The sequence below is a fragment of the Pseudomonas sp. GW822-FHT04H02 genome, from assembly GCF_058800645.1.
Window position 1 is genome coordinate 483,335 of record NZ_JBXAMM010000001.1, and the last position, 16,352, is coordinate 499,686.

17 protein-coding genes are annotated in these 16,352 nt (G+C 66.9%); 6 read left to right on the top strand and 11 right to left on the bottom strand.

Going from position 1 to position 16,352, the window contains the following annotated elements:
• The first annotated feature begins 95 nt into the window (after positions 1-95).
• On the top strand, positions 96-554 hold the full coding sequence (locus tag AC1RMG_RS02380; protein WP_493168198.1) for a GNAT family N-acetyltransferase: 459 nt from the start codon (positions 96-98) through the stop codon (positions 552-554).
• Positions 555-609: 55 nt separating this feature from the next.
• Here AC1RMG_RS02380 and AC1RMG_RS02385 read toward each other — a convergent pair whose 3' ends face one another.
• Both AC1RMG_RS02385 and AC1RMG_RS02390 read right to left on the bottom strand, forming a co-directional pair.
• Entirely contained in the window at positions 610-1,551 is a 942-nt protein-coding gene (locus AC1RMG_RS02385; protein ID WP_011060737.1) for a class I SAM-dependent methyltransferase, read from the bottom strand.
• Positions 1,552-1,792: 241 nt separating this feature from the next.
• Positions 1,793-2,728, bottom strand: a complete 936-nt coding sequence (locus AC1RMG_RS02390; RefSeq protein WP_262214836.1) for an ankyrin repeat domain-containing protein — start codon at positions 2,726-2,728, stop codon at positions 1,793-1,795.
• A gap of 284 nt (positions 2,729-3,012) precedes the next feature.
• Here AC1RMG_RS02390 and acuI point away from each other — a divergent pair, with 284 nt between their 5' ends.
• A complete protein-coding gene (gene acuI, locus AC1RMG_RS02395) occupies positions 3,013-3,996 on the top strand; it encodes an acrylyl-CoA reductase (NADPH) (RefSeq protein ID WP_011060738.1) in 984 nt (327 codons plus the stop codon).
• Between the two features lie 133 nt (positions 3,997-4,129).
• On the top strand, positions 4,130-5,485 hold the full coding sequence (locus AC1RMG_RS02400; RefSeq protein WP_011060739.1) for an MATE family efflux transporter: 1,356 nt from the start codon (positions 4,130-4,132) through the stop codon (positions 5,483-5,485).
• A gap of 9 nt (positions 5,486-5,494) precedes the next feature.
• Here AC1RMG_RS02400 and AC1RMG_RS02405 read toward each other — a convergent pair whose 3' ends face one another.
• Complete coding sequence (locus AC1RMG_RS02405) at positions 5,495-5,824, bottom strand: DUF2834 domain-containing protein (protein ID WP_370058955.1); 330 nt, start codon at positions 5,822-5,824, stop codon at positions 5,495-5,497.
• 14 nt (positions 5,825-5,838) lie between these two features.
• Positions 5,839-6,240, bottom strand: coding sequence for a DUF6713 family protein (locus tag AC1RMG_RS02410; protein ID WP_065363747.1), 402 nt, complete (start codon positions 6,238-6,240; stop codon positions 5,839-5,841).
• Between the two features lie 144 nt (positions 6,241-6,384).
• Here AC1RMG_RS02410 and AC1RMG_RS02415 point away from each other — a divergent pair, with 144 nt between their 5' ends.
• Positions 6,385-6,837: a GNAT family N-acetyltransferase gene (locus AC1RMG_RS02415; protein WP_262214833.1), complete on the top strand. Its 453-nt coding sequence runs from the start codon at positions 6,385-6,387 to the stop codon at positions 6,835-6,837.
• A 36-nt stretch (positions 6,838-6,873) separates the two neighbouring features.
• The gene (locus AC1RMG_RS02420; protein ID WP_445177264.1) at positions 6,874-7,695 is read left to right on the top strand and encodes a helix-turn-helix domain-containing protein; all 822 of its coding nucleotides are present in this window, start codon (positions 6,874-6,876) and stop codon (positions 7,693-7,695) included.
• Here the strand turns inward: AC1RMG_RS02420 and AC1RMG_RS02425 are convergent.
• Entirely contained in the window at positions 7,692-8,432 is a 741-nt protein-coding gene (locus AC1RMG_RS02425; protein ID WP_262214832.1) for a TetR/AcrR family transcriptional regulator, read from the bottom strand. The genes AC1RMG_RS02420 and AC1RMG_RS02425 overlap by 4 nt on opposite strands.
• Before the next feature lie 152 nt (positions 8,433-8,584).
• Positions 8,585-8,959 (bottom strand): DUF2784 domain-containing protein, encoded by a 375-nt coding sequence (locus tag AC1RMG_RS02430; RefSeq protein ID WP_011060745.1) that lies wholly within the window; start codon positions 8,957-8,959, stop codon positions 8,585-8,587.
• A 217-nt stretch (positions 8,960-9,176) separates the two neighbouring features.
• Here AC1RMG_RS02430 and AC1RMG_RS02435 point away from each other — a divergent pair, with 217 nt between their 5' ends.
• Positions 9,177-10,193, top strand: a complete 1,017-nt coding sequence (locus AC1RMG_RS02435; protein WP_493168202.1) for a hypothetical protein — start codon at positions 9,177-9,179, stop codon at positions 10,191-10,193.
• Positions 10,194-10,208: 15 nt separating this feature from the next.
• Here AC1RMG_RS02435 and AC1RMG_RS02440 read toward each other — a convergent pair whose 3' ends face one another.
• The 5 genes from AC1RMG_RS02440 to ppnN all read right to left on the bottom strand — a co-directional run bounded on the left by AC1RMG_RS02440 (position 10,209) and on the right by ppnN (position 16,327).
• Positions 10,209-11,972 (bottom strand): FAD-dependent oxidoreductase, encoded by a 1,764-nt coding sequence (locus tag AC1RMG_RS02440; protein ID WP_262214830.1) that lies wholly within the window; start codon positions 11,970-11,972, stop codon positions 10,209-10,211.
• Between the two features lie 119 nt (positions 11,973-12,091).
• Positions 12,092-14,302, bottom strand: a complete 2,211-nt coding sequence (locus tag AC1RMG_RS02445) for an ankyrin repeat domain-containing protein (RefSeq protein ID WP_493168204.1) — start codon at positions 14,300-14,302, stop codon at positions 12,092-12,094.
• Positions 14,293-14,493: a hypothetical protein gene (locus AC1RMG_RS02450; RefSeq protein WP_125063760.1), complete on the bottom strand. Its 201-nt coding sequence runs from the start codon at positions 14,491-14,493 to the stop codon at positions 14,293-14,295. Before AC1RMG_RS02450 ends, AC1RMG_RS02445 begins: the two co-directional genes overlap by 10 nt.
• A gap of 52 nt (positions 14,494-14,545) precedes the next feature.
• Positions 14,546-14,704 carry a hypothetical protein gene (locus AC1RMG_RS02455; RefSeq protein ID WP_169893685.1) on the bottom strand — a complete coding sequence of 53 codons (159 nt, stop codon included), beginning with the start codon at positions 14,702-14,704 and terminating at the stop codon, positions 14,546-14,548.
• 249 nt (positions 14,705-14,953) lie between these two features.
• The gene (gene ppnN, locus AC1RMG_RS02460; RefSeq protein ID WP_041117516.1) at positions 14,954-16,327 is read right to left on the bottom strand and encodes a nucleotide 5'-monophosphate nucleosidase PpnN; all 1,374 of its coding nucleotides are present in this window, start codon (positions 16,325-16,327) and stop codon (positions 14,954-14,956) included.
• Positions 16,328-16,352 lie beyond the last annotated feature (25 nt).

Sequence of the window (16,352 nt, forward strand, 5' to 3'; positions counted from 1 at the left end):
AATTGGCCTGATAAAATCCGCCACTCACGCACTAACCTGCGCACTCTTCAATAACCGGGGCTGATCCCGGTGTGGATGATCAAGAGGAGCGCGTAATGAGCGATCAACAACCCGCGGTGACGGTACGGGCGATTCAGCCTGGGGATTACCAGCAATGGCTGCCGCTGTGGCTGGCCTATCAGGATTTCTATCAGGTGACGCTGAGCGATGAGGTCAGTCACCGCACGTTCGAGCGTTTCCTCGATTCGCGGGAACCGATGTATTCGGCGGTGGCGGTGCAGGACGATGAAGTCATCGGCTTCGTCAACCTGGTGTTGCACCGTTCGACCTGGGCCGTCGGCGACTTCTGCTATCTGGAAGACCTGTACGTGGCCCCGTCGATTCGCGGCAGCGGGGCGGGGAAACTGTTGATCGAGTGGGTGCAGGCCTTTGCCCGGCAACACCAGTGCGCTCGTTTGTACTGGCATACCCAGGAGAGCAACAAGCGGGCGCAACGGTTGTATGACTGGGTGGCGCACAAGCCGGGGGTGATCGAGTATCGGATGGAGTTGTAAGGGCCTGGCTGGATGCCCGTTGCTGCAGCAACGGCTATCCAGCCAGGATCAAGGCCTATGCCCCATGCCGAAATACCAGTGCCTTGAGCCCGCACTGCGGATCCGCATCCGGAAACTCCGGCGGGTTCTCCAGCCGCTGTTCAAAGCGCAACCCCGGCGCCGCTTCGGCCATCCCCTCCAGAAGAAAATCCACGCTAAACGCCGGATCATTCATGCACGCCAGTACGCAACCATCGGCCGTGAGCAACTCCGGCAGGCGCCGCAGCACCCGCGCATAGTCCTTGCCGAGGACAAAGCTGCCTTTCTGGAACGACGGCGGGTCGATGATCACCAGGTCATAGGGCCCGCCCTGCTTGACCTTGCTCCAGGACTTGAACAGGTCATGGCCGAGGAAGCTCACCCGGCTGGTGTCGTGGCCGTTGAGCCGGTGGTTGTCGCGGCCGCGGCTCAAGGCCGCCCGGGACATGTCGAGGTTGACCACCCGCTCGGCACCGCCGGCAATCGCCGCCACCGAGAAGCCGCAGGTATAGGCAAACAGGTTCAGGACATTCTTGCCCCGGGCATTGGCCCGCACCCAGTTGCGCCCGTAGCGCATGTCGAGGAACAGCCCGTTGTTCTGCTTGCTGCCCAGGTCCACCTGGTAGCGCAGGCCTTCCTCGGTGATGGTGCAACTGTCGATGGCCTCGCCCAGCAGCCACTCGCCACGGCTGTCGGGCAGGTAGCGGTGTTGCAGCATCAGGCTGCGGGCGCCGCTGGCCACCCATTGCGGGGTCGAGCCCAGGTCCGCCAGCAACTGCTGCAGGGCTTCGAGTTGCCCGGCTTCGGGTTCCTTGAACAAGGACACCAGCACTACCCCCTGCAGCCAGTCCACGGTCAGCTGTTCCAGCCCCGGCCAGCAGCGGCCGCGGCCATGGAACAGGCGCCGGGTTTCGCCGGGCGCGGCGGCCAGGGCGGTCAACAGGTGCTGGTTGAGGGTGGCGAGGGCGAGAGGGGTCATCAGCGGGGCCGGTCATTTTTTCGGGGCGGCATTTAACCACGGGCAGCAGCCCGCCCGCCAACCAGCAATTGCTGCTGGCTGGCGGCCGCCTGCTGCCGGGCCAGGGGCTTGTCGGCACGTGTTTCAACGCGGATCTGGACAGCGGTGGTGATGGCGGGCGACTGCACGCCAAGGGCGACGGGCTCGAACCGTGCCGCACGTCGAGCAGGCTGCGCCCGTTCGCTCTTGCCCCTTGCCCCCGCTAGAGAATGGCGTTTGCCCATTTCTGGGTGCCGGCCAGGCGGCGCTTGACGCTGTCGATGCGCCATTGGCCGGCAACCCGCTTGACCACAAAGCGATGCTCGTAGCAAAGGGCCCGGGACGCCGGGTCGCGCACCAGCACTTCGGCCTGGGCGGGCTTGAGCAACTGGCAGCCCAGTAGTTCGTCGGCCTCGGCGTGGGTCGTGGGGTAACCATAGGAGGCTCGCGGATAGGCCCGCGGTCGCAGGGTACAAAAACGTTCGAGCAACTGTTGCGGTTCGGCCCAGAAGGCGGCGTCGAGCGCGTCGTGGCCCAGGGCATTGCCGCGCTGTTCCCAGGCGTACAAAGCCAGGGTATAGGCCCGCACCTGGGTGACCGGATCTGCGCTGCTGTCAGTGCCAGGCACCAGCGGCGGCCAGGGCAGGGAAGGGGCCGGTGCAGGTGCTGGCGGTGCCCCGGTACCGGCCTGCTCCAGCTGTTGCATGACCTGGGCATGGCCATTTTCTTCGGCCAGGGACCAGGCGTTGCGTTGCTGGAAATCCACGGGCGAGGGGTTGGCGCCGGCCTTGAGCAGCAAGGCCACCATTGCCTCGTGGCCAGCCTGGGCAGCGTTCATCAGGGCGGTGCGTTGCAGTTCGGGGCTGGCCTGTTCGAGCGCTGCGCCATGGGCGATCAGCAACTCGGCCAGGGCAGTGTCGCCGTGGCTGGCGGCCCAGGCCAGGGGGCTGTAGCCCAGGGCCTTGCACGGCTGCTGGACATTCGCGCCGCGCGCCAGCAGCAGCGCCACGGCCGGCTGGTGCCCGGCGATAGTGGCGGCCAGCAAGGCCGTGCGGCCGGTGCCCTTGTGCTGCCATTCAAGGTCCGCACCCGCATCCAGCAGGCGCTCGAGAGCAGCAAGGTCGCCGCGCGCGGCGGCTTTTTCCAGGAGATGGGACAAGGTCGGAAATCCGTTCGGTCAGGGGGCAGATGCCGCCGCATGGTAGCGCTCTGGGGCCAGGTTCTGCCACGCCCGGGCTACTCCACGCCCTGGTTCCGGCAGGCCGGGCGCGCCGGGCTGTACTGCGATACGCGACGCCGGCGTGGGCAGTGGGCTGTTTCGAGCGTCGCGGGTGGGGAGGGGAGGCTCATGGACGCCTTGCAGAGGCTTGCGTAGGATGGCGCGTTCGCGCTCTACGCCGTTGCAGCCAGCGCTGCAGCCTCCCTTGCCAACAGGAGTCCATGATGTTCAAGGCCATTGTGATCGACAAAGACACTGCAGGTTATCGCGCCCATCTGCGCGAGCTGGAGGAGGCGCAACTGCCTGAGGGCGATGTCACGGTCCGGGTGGCCTACAGCACCCTGAACTACAAGGACGGCCTGGCAATCACCGGCAAGAGCCCGGTGGTGCGGCAGTTTCCCATGGTCCCTGGTATCGACTTGGCAGGCACCGTCGAAGCCAGCAGCCATCCGCGCTTTCGCCCGGGTGAACAGGTGCTGCTCAATGGCTGGGGCGTGGGCGAGAGCCACTGGGGCGGGCTGGCGCAGAAGGCCCGGTTGCAGGGCGATTGGCTGATCCACCTGCCTGAAGCCTTCAGCGCGCGCCAGGCCATGGCCATCGGCACCGCCGGCTACACCGCCATGCTCTGCCTGATCGCCCTGGAGCGCAGCGGCCTGACCCCCGAACACGGCGAGGTGCTGGTCACCGGTGCCAGCGGCGGGGTCGGCAGTTTTGCCATCAGCCTGCTGTCGCGCCTGGGCTACTCGGTGATCGCCGCCACCGGGCGTCCGGAGGAGGCCGACTACCTCAAGGCGCTGGGCGCCAGCCGCATCATCGAGCGCGCCGAGCTGTCCCAGCCGGGGCGTCCGCTGGCCAAGGAACGCTGGGCGGCGGCCATTGACTCGGTGGGCAGCCATACGCTGGCCAACGTCTGTGCCGGCACCGCCGCCGATGGCCTGGTGGCCGCCTGCGGGTTGGCCCAGGGCATGGATTTCCCGGCCTCGGTGGCGCCCTTCATCCTGCGTGGGGTGAGCCTCTTGGGGATCAACAGCGTGACCCGTCCCTATCACGAGCGGGTGCATGCCTGGGAACGCCTGGCCGCCGAGGTGGACCAGCAGCACCTGCAGCGGATCACCCGCGAAGTGGGTCTGGAAGAAGCCCTGACCGTCGCCCACGAGTTGCTTGAAGGCAAGGTTCGCGGGCGGGTGGTGGTCGACGTCAACCACTGATATAAACCCCGGGCCGCGCTGTCGGAACGCCGTGCGCGGCCTGGGTTGCTGCATGTTTCAGGTCCGACGCGAGCCCCGTGCCACGGGGCTTCTTCGCGGCCCTTCGTCCTCTTGATCCGAGGTTGCCTGTTTCATGTCCATTTCCCCTCAGCGCCCCCTCTGGCAGGTGTACCTGGTCTTCCTGCTGCCCATGGTGCTGTCGAATTTCCTGCAGTCGTTTTCCGGCACCCTCAACGGTATCTACATTGGCCAGTTGCTGGGCACCCAGGCGTTGGCGGCGGTGTCGGGGATGTTCCCCATCGTGTTCTTCTTCATTGCCCTGGTGATCGGCCTGGGGGCCGGTGCCTCGGTGCTGATCGGCCAGGCCTGGGGTGCCCGGGAGCTGGATGCGGTGAAGTCGGTGGCCGGCAGTACCCTGATGCTGGGGGCCTTGATCGGCCTGCTGGGGGCGGTGCTGGGCATGCTGTTCGCCCGCCCGGCCCTGCAGGGCCTGGGCACACCGGCGGATGTACTGGACGACGCAGTGGGCTATGCCCGGGTGATGATGCTGATCATGCCGCTGCTGCTGGTGTTCGTGCTCTACACCCAGTTGCTGCGGGGTGTCAGCGATACCCTGTCGCCCCTGCTGGCCTTGATGGTCTCGACCCTGGCGGGGCTGCTGCTGACCCCGGCGTTGATCCGTGGCTGGCTGGGCCTGCCGCCCATGGGTATCCAGAGTGCGGCCTTCGCCGGGCTGGCGGGAAATATCCTGGCCATGGGGTTTCTGGTCTGGCGCCTGAGTGGCCGCGACCACCCCCTGGCCCCGGACCGGGCGCTGTTCGCGGCGCTGCGGCTGAACCGGGCGATACTCGGCAAGGTGCTGCGCATCGGCCTGCCCACCGGGGTGCAGATGGTGGTCATCTCGCTTTCCGAACTGGTGATCCTGGCCCTGGTCAACCGCCACGGTTCCCAGGCCACGGCGGCCTATGGCGCGGTGACCCAGATCGTCAACTACGTGCAGTTCCCGGCGCTGTCGATCGCTATCACCGCCTCGATCCTCGGCGCCCAGGCCATCGGGGCCGGGCGCCTGGAGCGCATCACCCCGATCCTGCGTACCGGGCTTGCGATCAACCTGTGCCTCACCGGCGCCCTGGTGCTGCTCGGCTACCTGATTTCCCACTGGCTGCTGGGCCTGTTCATCATCGACCCGGCAGCCCTGGTGCAGGCCCAGCACCTGCTGCACATCATGCTCTGGAGCATCCTGGTGTTCGGTTTCCAGGCGGTGGTCGGCGGCATCATGCGCGCCAGCGGCACGGTGCTGGTGCCGGTGGCGATCTCGATCTTCTGCATCCTCGGGGTGCAGGTGCCGGCGGCCTATGTGCTGGACGCGCATTTCGGCCTGCAAGGGGTGTGGATGGCGTTCCCGGTGGCCTACCTGACCATGCTGGTGCTGCAGGTCTGCTACTTCAAGCTGGTGTGGCGCCACAAGGAGATCCAGCGCCTGATCTGAGGCCCGCGCTCAAGCGCCGTCGGCCAGTGGCTGCCGGGGCGGGCGCAGGTCGCGAACCACCAGGTACAGCAAGGGCCCGATGGAGACGAAGACCGCCGTCAGCAGCAGATAGGGCAGCACCGAACGCCGGGAGCGCCCACGGGCGCGGGCGTCTCCCAGCATCCACGCAGCCGCCAGCAGCGCCATCAGGTACAGGTCGATCACCACTTGTGCGGTGTCCGGGCGCGACAGCAGTTGCAGGCCGAATTGCAGCAGCGACTGTTCGGCCTGGAACAGGCAGTACAGGGTGTAGGTGCTGAAGCCCAGTAGAGCCAGCAGGGCGGGGTAAGGGTGGCGCATGGCGCAGTCCTCGATCAGGGATGGGCAGGGTGTACGGCGCGGCGGTTGCGGGTGGCCAGGCCCAGCAGCAGATACAGCAGGCCGGCTGCGCCACAGCCAAAGATCAGGCTTTGCGACAGCAGGGAGTCGAACAGGTACAGCGGGTCGTCGCGCAGGCGTTGATGCAACCCGGCATGCACCAGGGCGAGCGCCGCCAGCCACTGGCGGGCAAGCTCGCGCACGCGACGGCGCCGATGGCCGCACAGCTGGACCAGCCCGGCACACAGGGGGACGTGCAGGGCAATGAACAGGTGCTGCCCGAGCATGGGGTCGAGGTCGCGCAGGCCATACAGCAGGCGCCATTCACGCTGCGCCACGGCATCCAGCTCATGGCCGGCGAACAGCCCGATGCAGAGTCGCCAGAGTGTGTTTTTCACGGTGAAAATCCTTGAACAAGCGGGAATGAACAGGCTAAGTGGCAAGCCTGTTGTCACTCAATGACCCCCCAGGTCATAGACAGCGGGGCGCTTCAGGCTGTCAGCTGGGGCGGTGCGACTTTCACTTTCAAGGATTGAACAGCGATGACTTCCAACCAGCAGGCTCCCGGCGCAGGCCGGGTGATCCGCGTGGCCGGGCCCGATGATGTGCCGGCCATGCTCGAGTGCGACACCTATGCCCGGGCCCACGCCAGCCGGGGCGATGCCGTACGCGTGGCGGTGGGCCGTGGCCAGGGTTGGGTGGAGGTGGCGGCCGGCCGGGTCGCCGGCTACCTGCTGCTGAACCATGACTTCTTCGACCATGGCTTCGTGTCCCTGGTGGTGGTGGCTCCGGGGCAGCAACGCCAGGGCGTGGCCCGGCGCTTGCTCGGCGCCGCCGAGCGGGCCTGTCGCACGCCCCGGCTGTTCATCTCCACCAACCAGTCGAACCTGGCGGCCCGAAGCCTGATTGCCAAGGCCGGTTTCCAGCCCAGTGGGGTGATCGAGAACCTCGACGAGCAGGACCCCGAGCTGATCTTCTGCAAGCGTGTGGGCTGAGCCGGGATGCCTGTGCCCGACAGCGGTCGCGCCGCCATGCCCTGCACCCTTGAAGCTCCCCGCGCCGGGCCCTTGCCGGTGGGCGCACAGTTGCGCCAGTTACGGCGCCAGGCGCGCTTGAGCCAGTTGGACCTGGCGTTGCAGGCGGGGATTTCCCAGCGCCACCTGAGCTGCGTCGAGACCGGTCGCGCCCAGCCCAGCCCGGCCTTGCTGGATGCGCTGCTGACCACCCTGGACACCCCCTTGCCCCAGCGCAACCGGGTGTTCCTCGCCGCGGGCTATGCGCCGCGCTACGCCGCCTTGCCCCTGGCCGACCCCGGCCTGGCGCCGGTGCGCGCAGCGCTGATGCACCTGCTCAAGGCCAACAACCCGGCGCCAGCGATCGTCATCGACAGTGGCTGGCAAGTGCTGGCGGCCAATCAGGCTACCGCGGCACTGTTCCAACTGCTGGGGTTGTCGCAACACGCCATGGAACAGGGCTTCAACCTGTTGACGACCCTCCTGGAGCCCGGTGGTTTCGGTGACTGCCTGATCAATGCCGAGGAGGTGCGCCAGGTGGCCTGGCAGCGGGCCTCCCGGGAGGCCATGGGCGACCCCGGCTTGGCGGCGCTGCTGGCCGGCCTGCCGTTCCCCGGAGAGTCGCCGGCGACCCCGAGCCCGGCCGAGCCGTTGCTGCTGACCCGGGTGCGCGGGCCCGGGGGCGAGCTGCGTTTTCTGTCCACCTTCACCACCTTCGGCATGCCCCAGGACATCACCGTGGCGTCGCTGCGCATCGAACACCTGATTCCCGCTGACGAGCCGACCTGGCAGGCCCTGACCCTGGCTTGCGAACGCCTGGGCGAACTCGAACCGGGTTAGATCGCCAGGGCCCGGGCCGGCAGCCCCTGGGCGCTCGCCAGCGCCGGCAGTGCCCCGGCGAGCACCATGCGGGTCAGGGTGGCCGCGACGCTCTGGAAGTCCCTGCTGGAGGGCTGGGCTACGCCGCTCATCAGGGCGATCTGCCAGCCCAGGGTGGGGTAGGTCTGGGTCGCCGCTCCTATGAACAGCAGCAGATGCTCCGGGGCAATGGCGCGGATCAGGCCGCGTTCGGCCCAATTGCGCAGGCAAGCGATTTCACTGCGGTTCTGCGCCTCCAGGCTTTCACGCCAGGCCTCTGGCAACTGCTGCGCGCCGTGCAGCAACTCGCTGCAGAGAATCTTCGAACGCAGGGGGAAATCCTCGACGATCTGCATCCGCGCCTCGATGTAGGCCTGCAACGCCTGCGCCGGATCGGCCTCCGGGTGCAGCAGCCGCGACGCCTGGTGCAAGGGTTCCAGCAGGGGCTGCAGGACTTCGGCGTAGAGGTTTTCCTTGGTGTGGAAGTAGTAGTACAGGTTGGCCTTGGGCACCCCGGCGCGCAGCGCGATATCCAGGGTCTGGCAGGCACTGAAGCCCTTGGCGGCGAACTCGTTGCGGGCGGCATCGAGGATCAGTTGCCGATGCCGCAGGCGCGAGCGGCGTTCCTGGCGGGCTGGCGCTGGCACCCGGGGCGCTGCCGAGTCGGCCTCAAGCGCCTGCGGGGTCAGGTAAAACGGGGTGGAAGAGGGGCAGTGCATGGGCAAATCTCGGGGGTGTGAAATCGCAATATACAAAAGTATATAGCGAAACACCTGCCTCAGGCGCCGGCGCTGCTGTCTCGGCTGTTTCATAGAGGGGCGAACAGAAGAGGCAAGGCCGCAACGGTGCGCCGTTCCGGCTGGCGGCAGGCTCAGGCGCGGCGCTTGCGCAGCCAGCGTCGGGCCAGGTAGCCATAGACCCAGAGGTTGATCAGCAGCACCAGGCTACCCAGCCACAGCTGAATGCCCGGGGTCAGCCCGGCGGGGTAGATCAGCGGGATCAGGTAATGCTCGATGAAGCCGGCGCCGTAGCCGTCCTGGCCGGCGGCGTGGCGCAGCAGGTTTTCCCAGCGGGTCAGCGGGCACTCCAGGTGCAGCACTTCCACTGCCACGCCCCAGGCCGCAGCGGGCAGGTGCAGCAGCATCAGCCGCGGGTGGCGCAGCACCAGCAGGCCGCCCAGCAGCACGAAGACGATAAAGGACAGGTGAAACAGCACCAGGCTGTCGGCGGCAATACGGTAGAGCATGGGGGTTCCTTGTAGGGGGCAGATCCGTGGCGCAGGCGCCGGGGCGCAATATACCGAGGGCCGGTAGGCGGTGGCAGTGTTTCTTCGTGGTGCAGGAAAAAAGCCCGGCTCGCAATCGATCGGGCCCGCCTTTGCGCTACCTATACTGCTGGAACGCCAGGGCGACCTGTCGAGCCTGGCGCGGCCTTTGCGGGAGGTACATGCCTTGCGGCCAACGATGCTCTGCTGCCGCCACGGGGTCCTGGTGCTGATGCTGGTGCTCGCCGGCTGCGCCCATCGGGTTCCCGAGCCGGTGGCCGCGATGCCGGTCAGCCCGGCCACCTGGCGCCAGGTCAACCATGAACTGCTGGAAGCCTCCCGCAGCGCCACTGAACAGGCCGAGGTCTATACCCAGGGCTCCATGGAGCACTGGCGGACCCGGGTCTACCAGCAGACCGAGGAAAACTTCATTCCCTGGTTCAGCGGCTACTGGACCCAGGAATGGCTGTCGCTCAAGGTTGGCTGGTATTCCCTGAACGATAAAGGCGACGCCGGGCAAGCTTCCCGGCGCCTGGCGGCCTACTTGCAGGAGCAATACCAGGAACGGGTGCTGGCACCGGTGGCGCTGGAAGTCGATGCCGATGCGATCACCGGCGAGGCCATGGAGTTCTATGTGCAGTTGCTGCGCCAGCAACTGGCGCAGATCCGCAACCGTTACCCACTGCCGGCACCGCAACTGGAACTCCATCTGGACCAGGTGCTGGCCATCGACCTGGGGCCGGCCCCCGAGCAGCGCGCCTCCTTGAACCAGTTGATACGGGCCGAGCCCATTGCCCGCTTGCCCGCCTATGGGCCCTTGCTGCAGCAGATCCATGGCACCCCGACCGGCGAACAGGGAGCGCCGGCCCCGGGGGTGTCCCAGGTGGCGCAGGTGACCAGTGACAAGCTCCAGGCCCAGTTCGCCAGCCGCAGTGTGGCCGGTGCGGTGGCGGCGGCGGTGGGGCGGGTGGCTGGCGCGCTGATTTCGGTGGGAGTGGCCGGGGTCCGGGCGCTGGTCCAGGACCATGACCGGGAAGACCTGCAGGCCCAGACCCGACGGGACCTGGGCGCGGCCTTCGATCAGGCCTGGGCCAGGCAGTTGCATGACCCCGAGCATGGGGTCATGGCCGGGGTGTATTACCTCGGCCAGCAGCTCGAACGCCAGCTGCAGGCGCCGCTGGTCAATGAGGACGCCGGCGATGGCCGGGGCCCCTGAATCCGTCCTGGCGGCTCAGCCGCGGGTGGCCTCGGCACCAGGATCCAGCGGCACTTCGTAGTCACTGACCCCGGCCGCATGGCGCCCGGCGATGTAGCCGAAGGTCATGGCCGGCCCCAGGTTGATACCGCCGGAGGGATAAAAGCCGCCCATCACGCTGGCCATGTCGGTGCCTGCGGCATACAGCCCGGGGATCGCCGTGCCGTGCGAATCCAGCACCTGGGCCTGGGCGTTGGTCTTGAGCCCGGCAAAGGTGCCGAAGCTGCCGGGCAGCACTTTCACCGCGTAGAAAGGCCCCTGTTCGATGGGCGCCACGCAGGGGTTGGGCCCGGGATACAGGGCGTCGCCCTGCTTGCGATTGTAGGGCGTCGAGCCGCGGCCGAACTCGGGGTCCTGGCCGTTGCGGGCATGCTGGTTGAATGCCTGCACCGTGGCCGCAAGGCCCTGGGGGTCGATGCCGCACTGGCTGGCCAGGGCCTGGATGGAGTCGGCCCGTACCAGGTAGCCGCTGCGCACCAGCGGCCCCACCGGCAGGGGGAAGGGCCGGGCATAACCCAGGCCGTAACGGCGCTGGAAGCGGTGGTCGCAGATCAGCCAGGACGCCACTTCCTCGCCCGCGGGAACCGCCTCCAGCATGGCCGCGGTGTAGTCGTAGTAGCCGTCCGCCTCGTTGACGAAACGCTTGCCGTTGGCCAGCACGCCGATCAGCCCGGGTTTGGCCCGGTCGATGATGTGGGGAAAGTGGCCGATGCTGCCGTCGGCATGCCGCACCCGAGAGACGGGGGCCCAGGCCACCGGGCTGGCAAGGTCCGTGGCCAGCACGGCACCGGCCTGTTCGCCGAGGCGGATGCCGTCGCCGCAGCAACTGCGCGGCGGCAGGGCCAGGTGCTCGTCCGGCCCCGGGGCGCGGGGAAACAACGCCTGGCGCCGGGGCAGGTCATTGGCGAAGCCGCCGGCGGCCAGCAGCACTCCACGCCGGGCGCGGATTTCCCGCGGCCCCTCAGGCGTGTCCACCAGGGCGCCCTGCACCCCCTGGCTATCGCGCAGCAGCGAGCGGGCCGGGGTGGACTCCAGCAGGTTGACCCCCAGGTCCTCGGCGGACTTGCCCAGCCGGCCGATCAGCGCCACGCCGTTGACCAGGTGCATGGCCCGGCCGTGTAGCGCCAGGTCCCGCAGGTGGCGGGCAAAGCGCCCGGCCACATGCAGCAGCGACCTGAAGGAACGGGTCATGCTGAGAAAGGCCCCCAGGTCGGCCCCGGCCATGATCGGCATGCCCAGGAACGAGGTTTCCCGCAGGGTCTTGCGCAGCCGTTTGAGCAGTGGGCCGATGGCCCGGGCGTCATACGGCGCGGCGATCACCTGATGGCCCTCGATCCCGGCCCCGGGCACCTGGCCGTGGATATCCGGGATGCCATTGCCGTCGACGAATTGCAGGGCCGTGTGCTGTTCGAAGAAGGCCACCATCTGCGGCCCGTTATCCAGAAAGGCGTCGATGCGTGCGGCATCGTAGCGCTCCCCCAGCTCATGCTTGAGGTAGGTGCGCGGTTGCTGCGGGTTTTCATGGATGCCGGCGCGACGTGCCAGGGGATTGCCCGGCACCCACATCCAGCCGCCGGACCAGGCGCTGGCACCGCCGAAAGTGGAATCCTTTTCCACAACTATCACCTTCAGGCCATGCCACGCGGCGGTCACCGCACAGGCCAGGCCGGCGGCGCCGGAGCCGATCACCAGCAAATCACAATCCAGGGGCGGGAGGGTTGCAGCGGGAGCGTCGCTCACAATGACAGGGCCTTTTTCGATCAGTGAGATAAAATGGAACTCTGTTCCATTATTATGGAAAACTATTCCACACTGCTCAGGACGCTGTCAAACCGTCCCGGAGTTTCAGGCTACGGTTCTCAGGACGGCATCGAGCGCAGCCACGCCAGAACCCGATGGGCGCCATGGGCCAGGGCGATTTGCCAGCAATCGGCGCCTTCGCGATCCTGGCGCTGTGGCTCGCCGCCGGCCGCGAGCATGGCCTTGAACAGCTCCAACTGGTCGTCTTCGGCCGCCTGCATCAGTGGGGTCCGGCCGGCGCAGGGGTAGTCGTGGACAGCGTTGGGGTCGGCACCGTGATGCAGCAGCAGGTGCGCGATATGCATCAGTTGCCCGGGGTCGCAGCGTTCACTCTGCAGTTCCAGGAGCATTTCTAGCACCTGTTGATACAGCGGGTGCCCGGGTGGTATGGGCATCCGTTGCCCGAAGGTTCCGGCGCTGCTGCCCAGGGTCCGGCGCAGGACTTCGCGGCTGACCGGGTCCTGTTGCCCGATCCTTTCGAGTACCAACTCCAGTGTCTTGTCCGGGCGTTGCACCTGGCACAGCTTTCCGAGGCAGTGATACAGCGGGGTCAGCAGCGGATACAGCCCTCGCGCGTCGGCCGAGGCGCCCATCTGCAGAAGTCGGGCCACCAGTTCGGCATCCCCCATGTCGATGGCCTGTATCAGGGGCGTCAGTTGTTTTCTGTGGGTGCGGCGGTCGAGGGTAGCGACGGCATGAGGCCGGGCCAGGAGCAGGTCGAGGGCGCCGCGCTGGTTTCTATCGTGGGCGTATTGCAGGGCGCATAGCAGCGCCGAGCCAGCGGCCTCGTCGCCCGGGTTGACGTCGGCGCCGGCCTGCAACAGCGCACTCACCGCATCGGCCTGACCTTCGGAGGCGAACCACAGCAATTGCGGATAGCGACGCTTCTGGCCGTCCAGGGCATGCACGGTGATCACCCGGTCGGGGCGCTTCAGGTCCACCTTGATCCGGGCGATCTCGGCAGGGTCGAAAGCCAGGAAGGGCCGCTCCACCTGCAGTTCCTGGCGCTCGGCCTGGGGGAACAAACCCTGCGGCGGGAACAGCCGTGCGAAGACCTGTTTCAACTGAATGATTTCCCAGTCACTGATCACCGGGCCCTGCTCCATGCCCAGGGTGCTGAACAGTCCCAGCACCACGGCCTGATGTTTCATGCGCTTGAGCAGGATCTTGTCCTCCAGCGCCGCCGCCAGGCTCAGGGCTTCCTCCAGCAGGCCGAGCTGCAAGGGCCCGGCGCGATACAGGGCCGCGTCCAGGGCCTTGGCGTAATGCCGCAGGGCGGCAGGGGAGTTGCCCGAGAGCAACTGCCAGCGGCCCTCGTACCAGGCACTGAGATAGCCGGTGCGGTGATCTTCGTCATAACGGGTTTGCAGGGTGATGAAGTCGTCCAGCATCTGCCGGGTTCGGGCCTGGCAGGTACTGTCCTTGTCTCGGCTCGGGTCAAGGTGTTCGCTCAGCCATCGGGCCCCGGGTTTGAGGATATTCAGGCGCTGGCCGGCCGCCAGATTCAGGCGCCGCAGCGCCTGCCGGCCGCTGTCCGGGGTGGGCATCAGCAACAGGGCCTGCAATACCGGCTGGCGAAAAGCTCCGCGCCCGGCGCCGAGCAGCTGTTGATCGAGGTAGCCAAGGGCCCGGCCAATCACCAGCCAGCGCCCCAGGTTGCGCACCAGCAGGGGCGGGCTGGCGGCCTGTTCCAGGGTCTTGAGCAGCACCTTGAGGCTCGACAGGTCGGCCAGCCGCGTGCCGTTGTGCCAGCGGGCCAGTTGGTCACGGGCATCCTTGCTCTCGGGATACAGGCGCTGGGCCAGTTGCTGGAGCGAGTCGCCACTGTGCTGCTGATACCACTGCAAGACCTGCCCGAAGGCCGTCTGGTCCGGGTCCAGCAGTTGCCCCAGGTCCGGGCCGCCGAAGCGTTGCTGCAGTTGCTGGAGGAAGCCGCCGACCAGGCCGGCATAGTGTTCGACCAGTACCGGTAATGCCTGCTCGCGGCTCAGGCTATCGAGTTCCACGTTCTTGATCAGATCCAGGTAGTGCGCCTGCAGATAATCGATGAAGGCTTCCACGTACTGGGCGAACTCGCAGTCCAGCTGGGCCAGGGGTTCGATCAGCAGGTCACGCTTGATCGCGGGAAACAGGCTCCAGTCGTGATCGCTGTCTGCCAGCCTGGCCAGTTGCTTGCGCCGCGTTGGGTCGCTGGCCTTGGTATCGAACGCGGCGGTCAGCAGTTGGTAGCACTCACCCAGGCTGGGAAAGGGGGAACGGGCTATCGGCATTCGAGCCTCCGCAGCATCAGTTTGAAGTTTTGCAGTGCCCGGCAGTCGCTGGGTGTGCAGGGCACAGGGATCGAGCCCTTGCCTGGGGCAGTGAGCTTCCCATGGCATTTGCCATGATGGAACAGCCAGCCCAGACGTAATTGCTGGCGGACCAGCCGGGCGATGTTCTTGTCATTGCTGTAATGGGTCATGTCGGCCTCCTGGCCTGACCCCACCGGCGAAGGCCGGTGGGGCGCGAGAGGATCAAGGATTGGCGTTTTTTGCCGCGGCGCGTTCGGCCCGGGCAGCGAAGCTGTCCGCCGGCACCTGGCCGTTGCCGGCCTTGGCGGTGGTGCTGGCGATGCGCGAAGCTGCCGGCTGGTTCATCGGCGAGGGCTTGGCAGAAGGGGCTTTTTTAGCCATGTGAGTCATCTCCTTTAGGTACCGCCGGAAGTGGCAGTGAGGCGATAGTACTCAGGCAGTGAATGATGGGCGGCGGCGCCGGTGGCGCAAAAAAAACGAAAAATACTTACCCCGTGGCACGGCCCGCCAGAGGGGCGTTGCAGTGGCATGGAGCAGGACGGGACGCGTGGCGAACGGTACAGGCCGGGCAAAAAAAAGCCGCGTTCCCAGGCAGGGAACGCGGCGTTGTTCAAGGCGGCAGGGCAGGGCTCAGTTGACCACGCGGTAGCACGGTACGTAGGCGGCGCCGCCGGGCAGCTTCATGCGGTGCTGCTCGACGAAGGCTTTGAGCAGCTGGTCCAGGGGCTGCATGATCGCCGGGTCGCCGTGGATGCTGTACGGGCCTTTCTGCTCGATCAGGCGGATGCCCTGGTCCTTGACGTTGCCGGCGACGATGCCGGAGAACGCACGACGCAGGTTGGCCGCCAGTTCGTGGGGCGCCAGGGCATGGCTCAGTTGCAGGTTGGCCATGTTCTCGTGGGTCGGATCGAAGGGACGTTGCAGGCTCTCGTCGATCTTCAGCAGCCAGTTGAAGTGGAAGGCGTCGTTGCGTTCGCGGCGGAACTGCTTGACGGTCTTGAGCCCCTCGGTCATCTGCCGCGCCACTTCCGGCGGGTTGTCGATGATGATCTGGTAGTGCTGGCGCGCCGCTTCGCCCAGGGTTGCCAGGACGAAGGCGTTGAGCTGCTCCAGGTAGGGCGCCGCGCTCTTGGGGCCGGTGAGGATCACCGGGAAGGGCAGGTCGCGGTTGTCCGGGTGCATCAGGATGCCCAGCAGGTAGAGGAACTCCTCCGCGGTGCCGGCGCCGCCGGGGAAGATGATGATGCCGTGGCCGACGCGGACGAAGGCTTCCAGGCGCTTCTCGATGTCCGGCAGGATCACCAACTCGTTGACGATGGGGTTCGGTGCTTCGGCGGCGATGATCCCCGGCTCGGTCAGGCCCAGGTAGCGGCTGCCGCTCATGCGCTGCTTGGCATGGGCGATGGTGGCGCCCTTCATCGGGCCCTTCATCACGCCCGGTCCGCAGCCGGTGCAGATGTCCAGCTTGCGCAGGCCCAGCTCGTGGCCGACCTTCTTGGTGTATTTGTATTCCTCGGTATTGATCGAGTGGCCGCCCCAGCACACCACCATCTTGGGCTCCACGCCGGGGCGCAGGGTGCGGGCGTTGCGCAGCAGGTGGAAGACGTAGTCGGTGATGCCCTGGGAGCTGTCCAGGTCAATGCGCTGGCTGTCCAGTTCGTTCTCGGTGTAGACGATGTCGCGCAGGGCGCTGAAGAGCATTTCCCGGGTGCTGGCGATCATCTCGCCATCAACGAAGGCATCGGCCGGCGCGTTCAGCAGTTCCAGGCGCACGCCGCGATCCTGCTGGTGAATGCGCACTTCGAAATCGTGGTAGGCGTCGAGGATGGTCTTGGCGTTGTCGACGTGGGCGCCAGTATTGAGGATGGCCAGGGCGCACTGGCGGAACAGGGTATAGATGCTGCCGGAACCGGCGGCGCTGAGCTGTTGCACTTCACGTTGCGAGAGGGTCTCCAGGCTGCCTTTCGGGCTCACCGAAGCATTGATCACTTGTCTTTGCGGCATTCATCCATTTCCTGAAAGCGTCGCC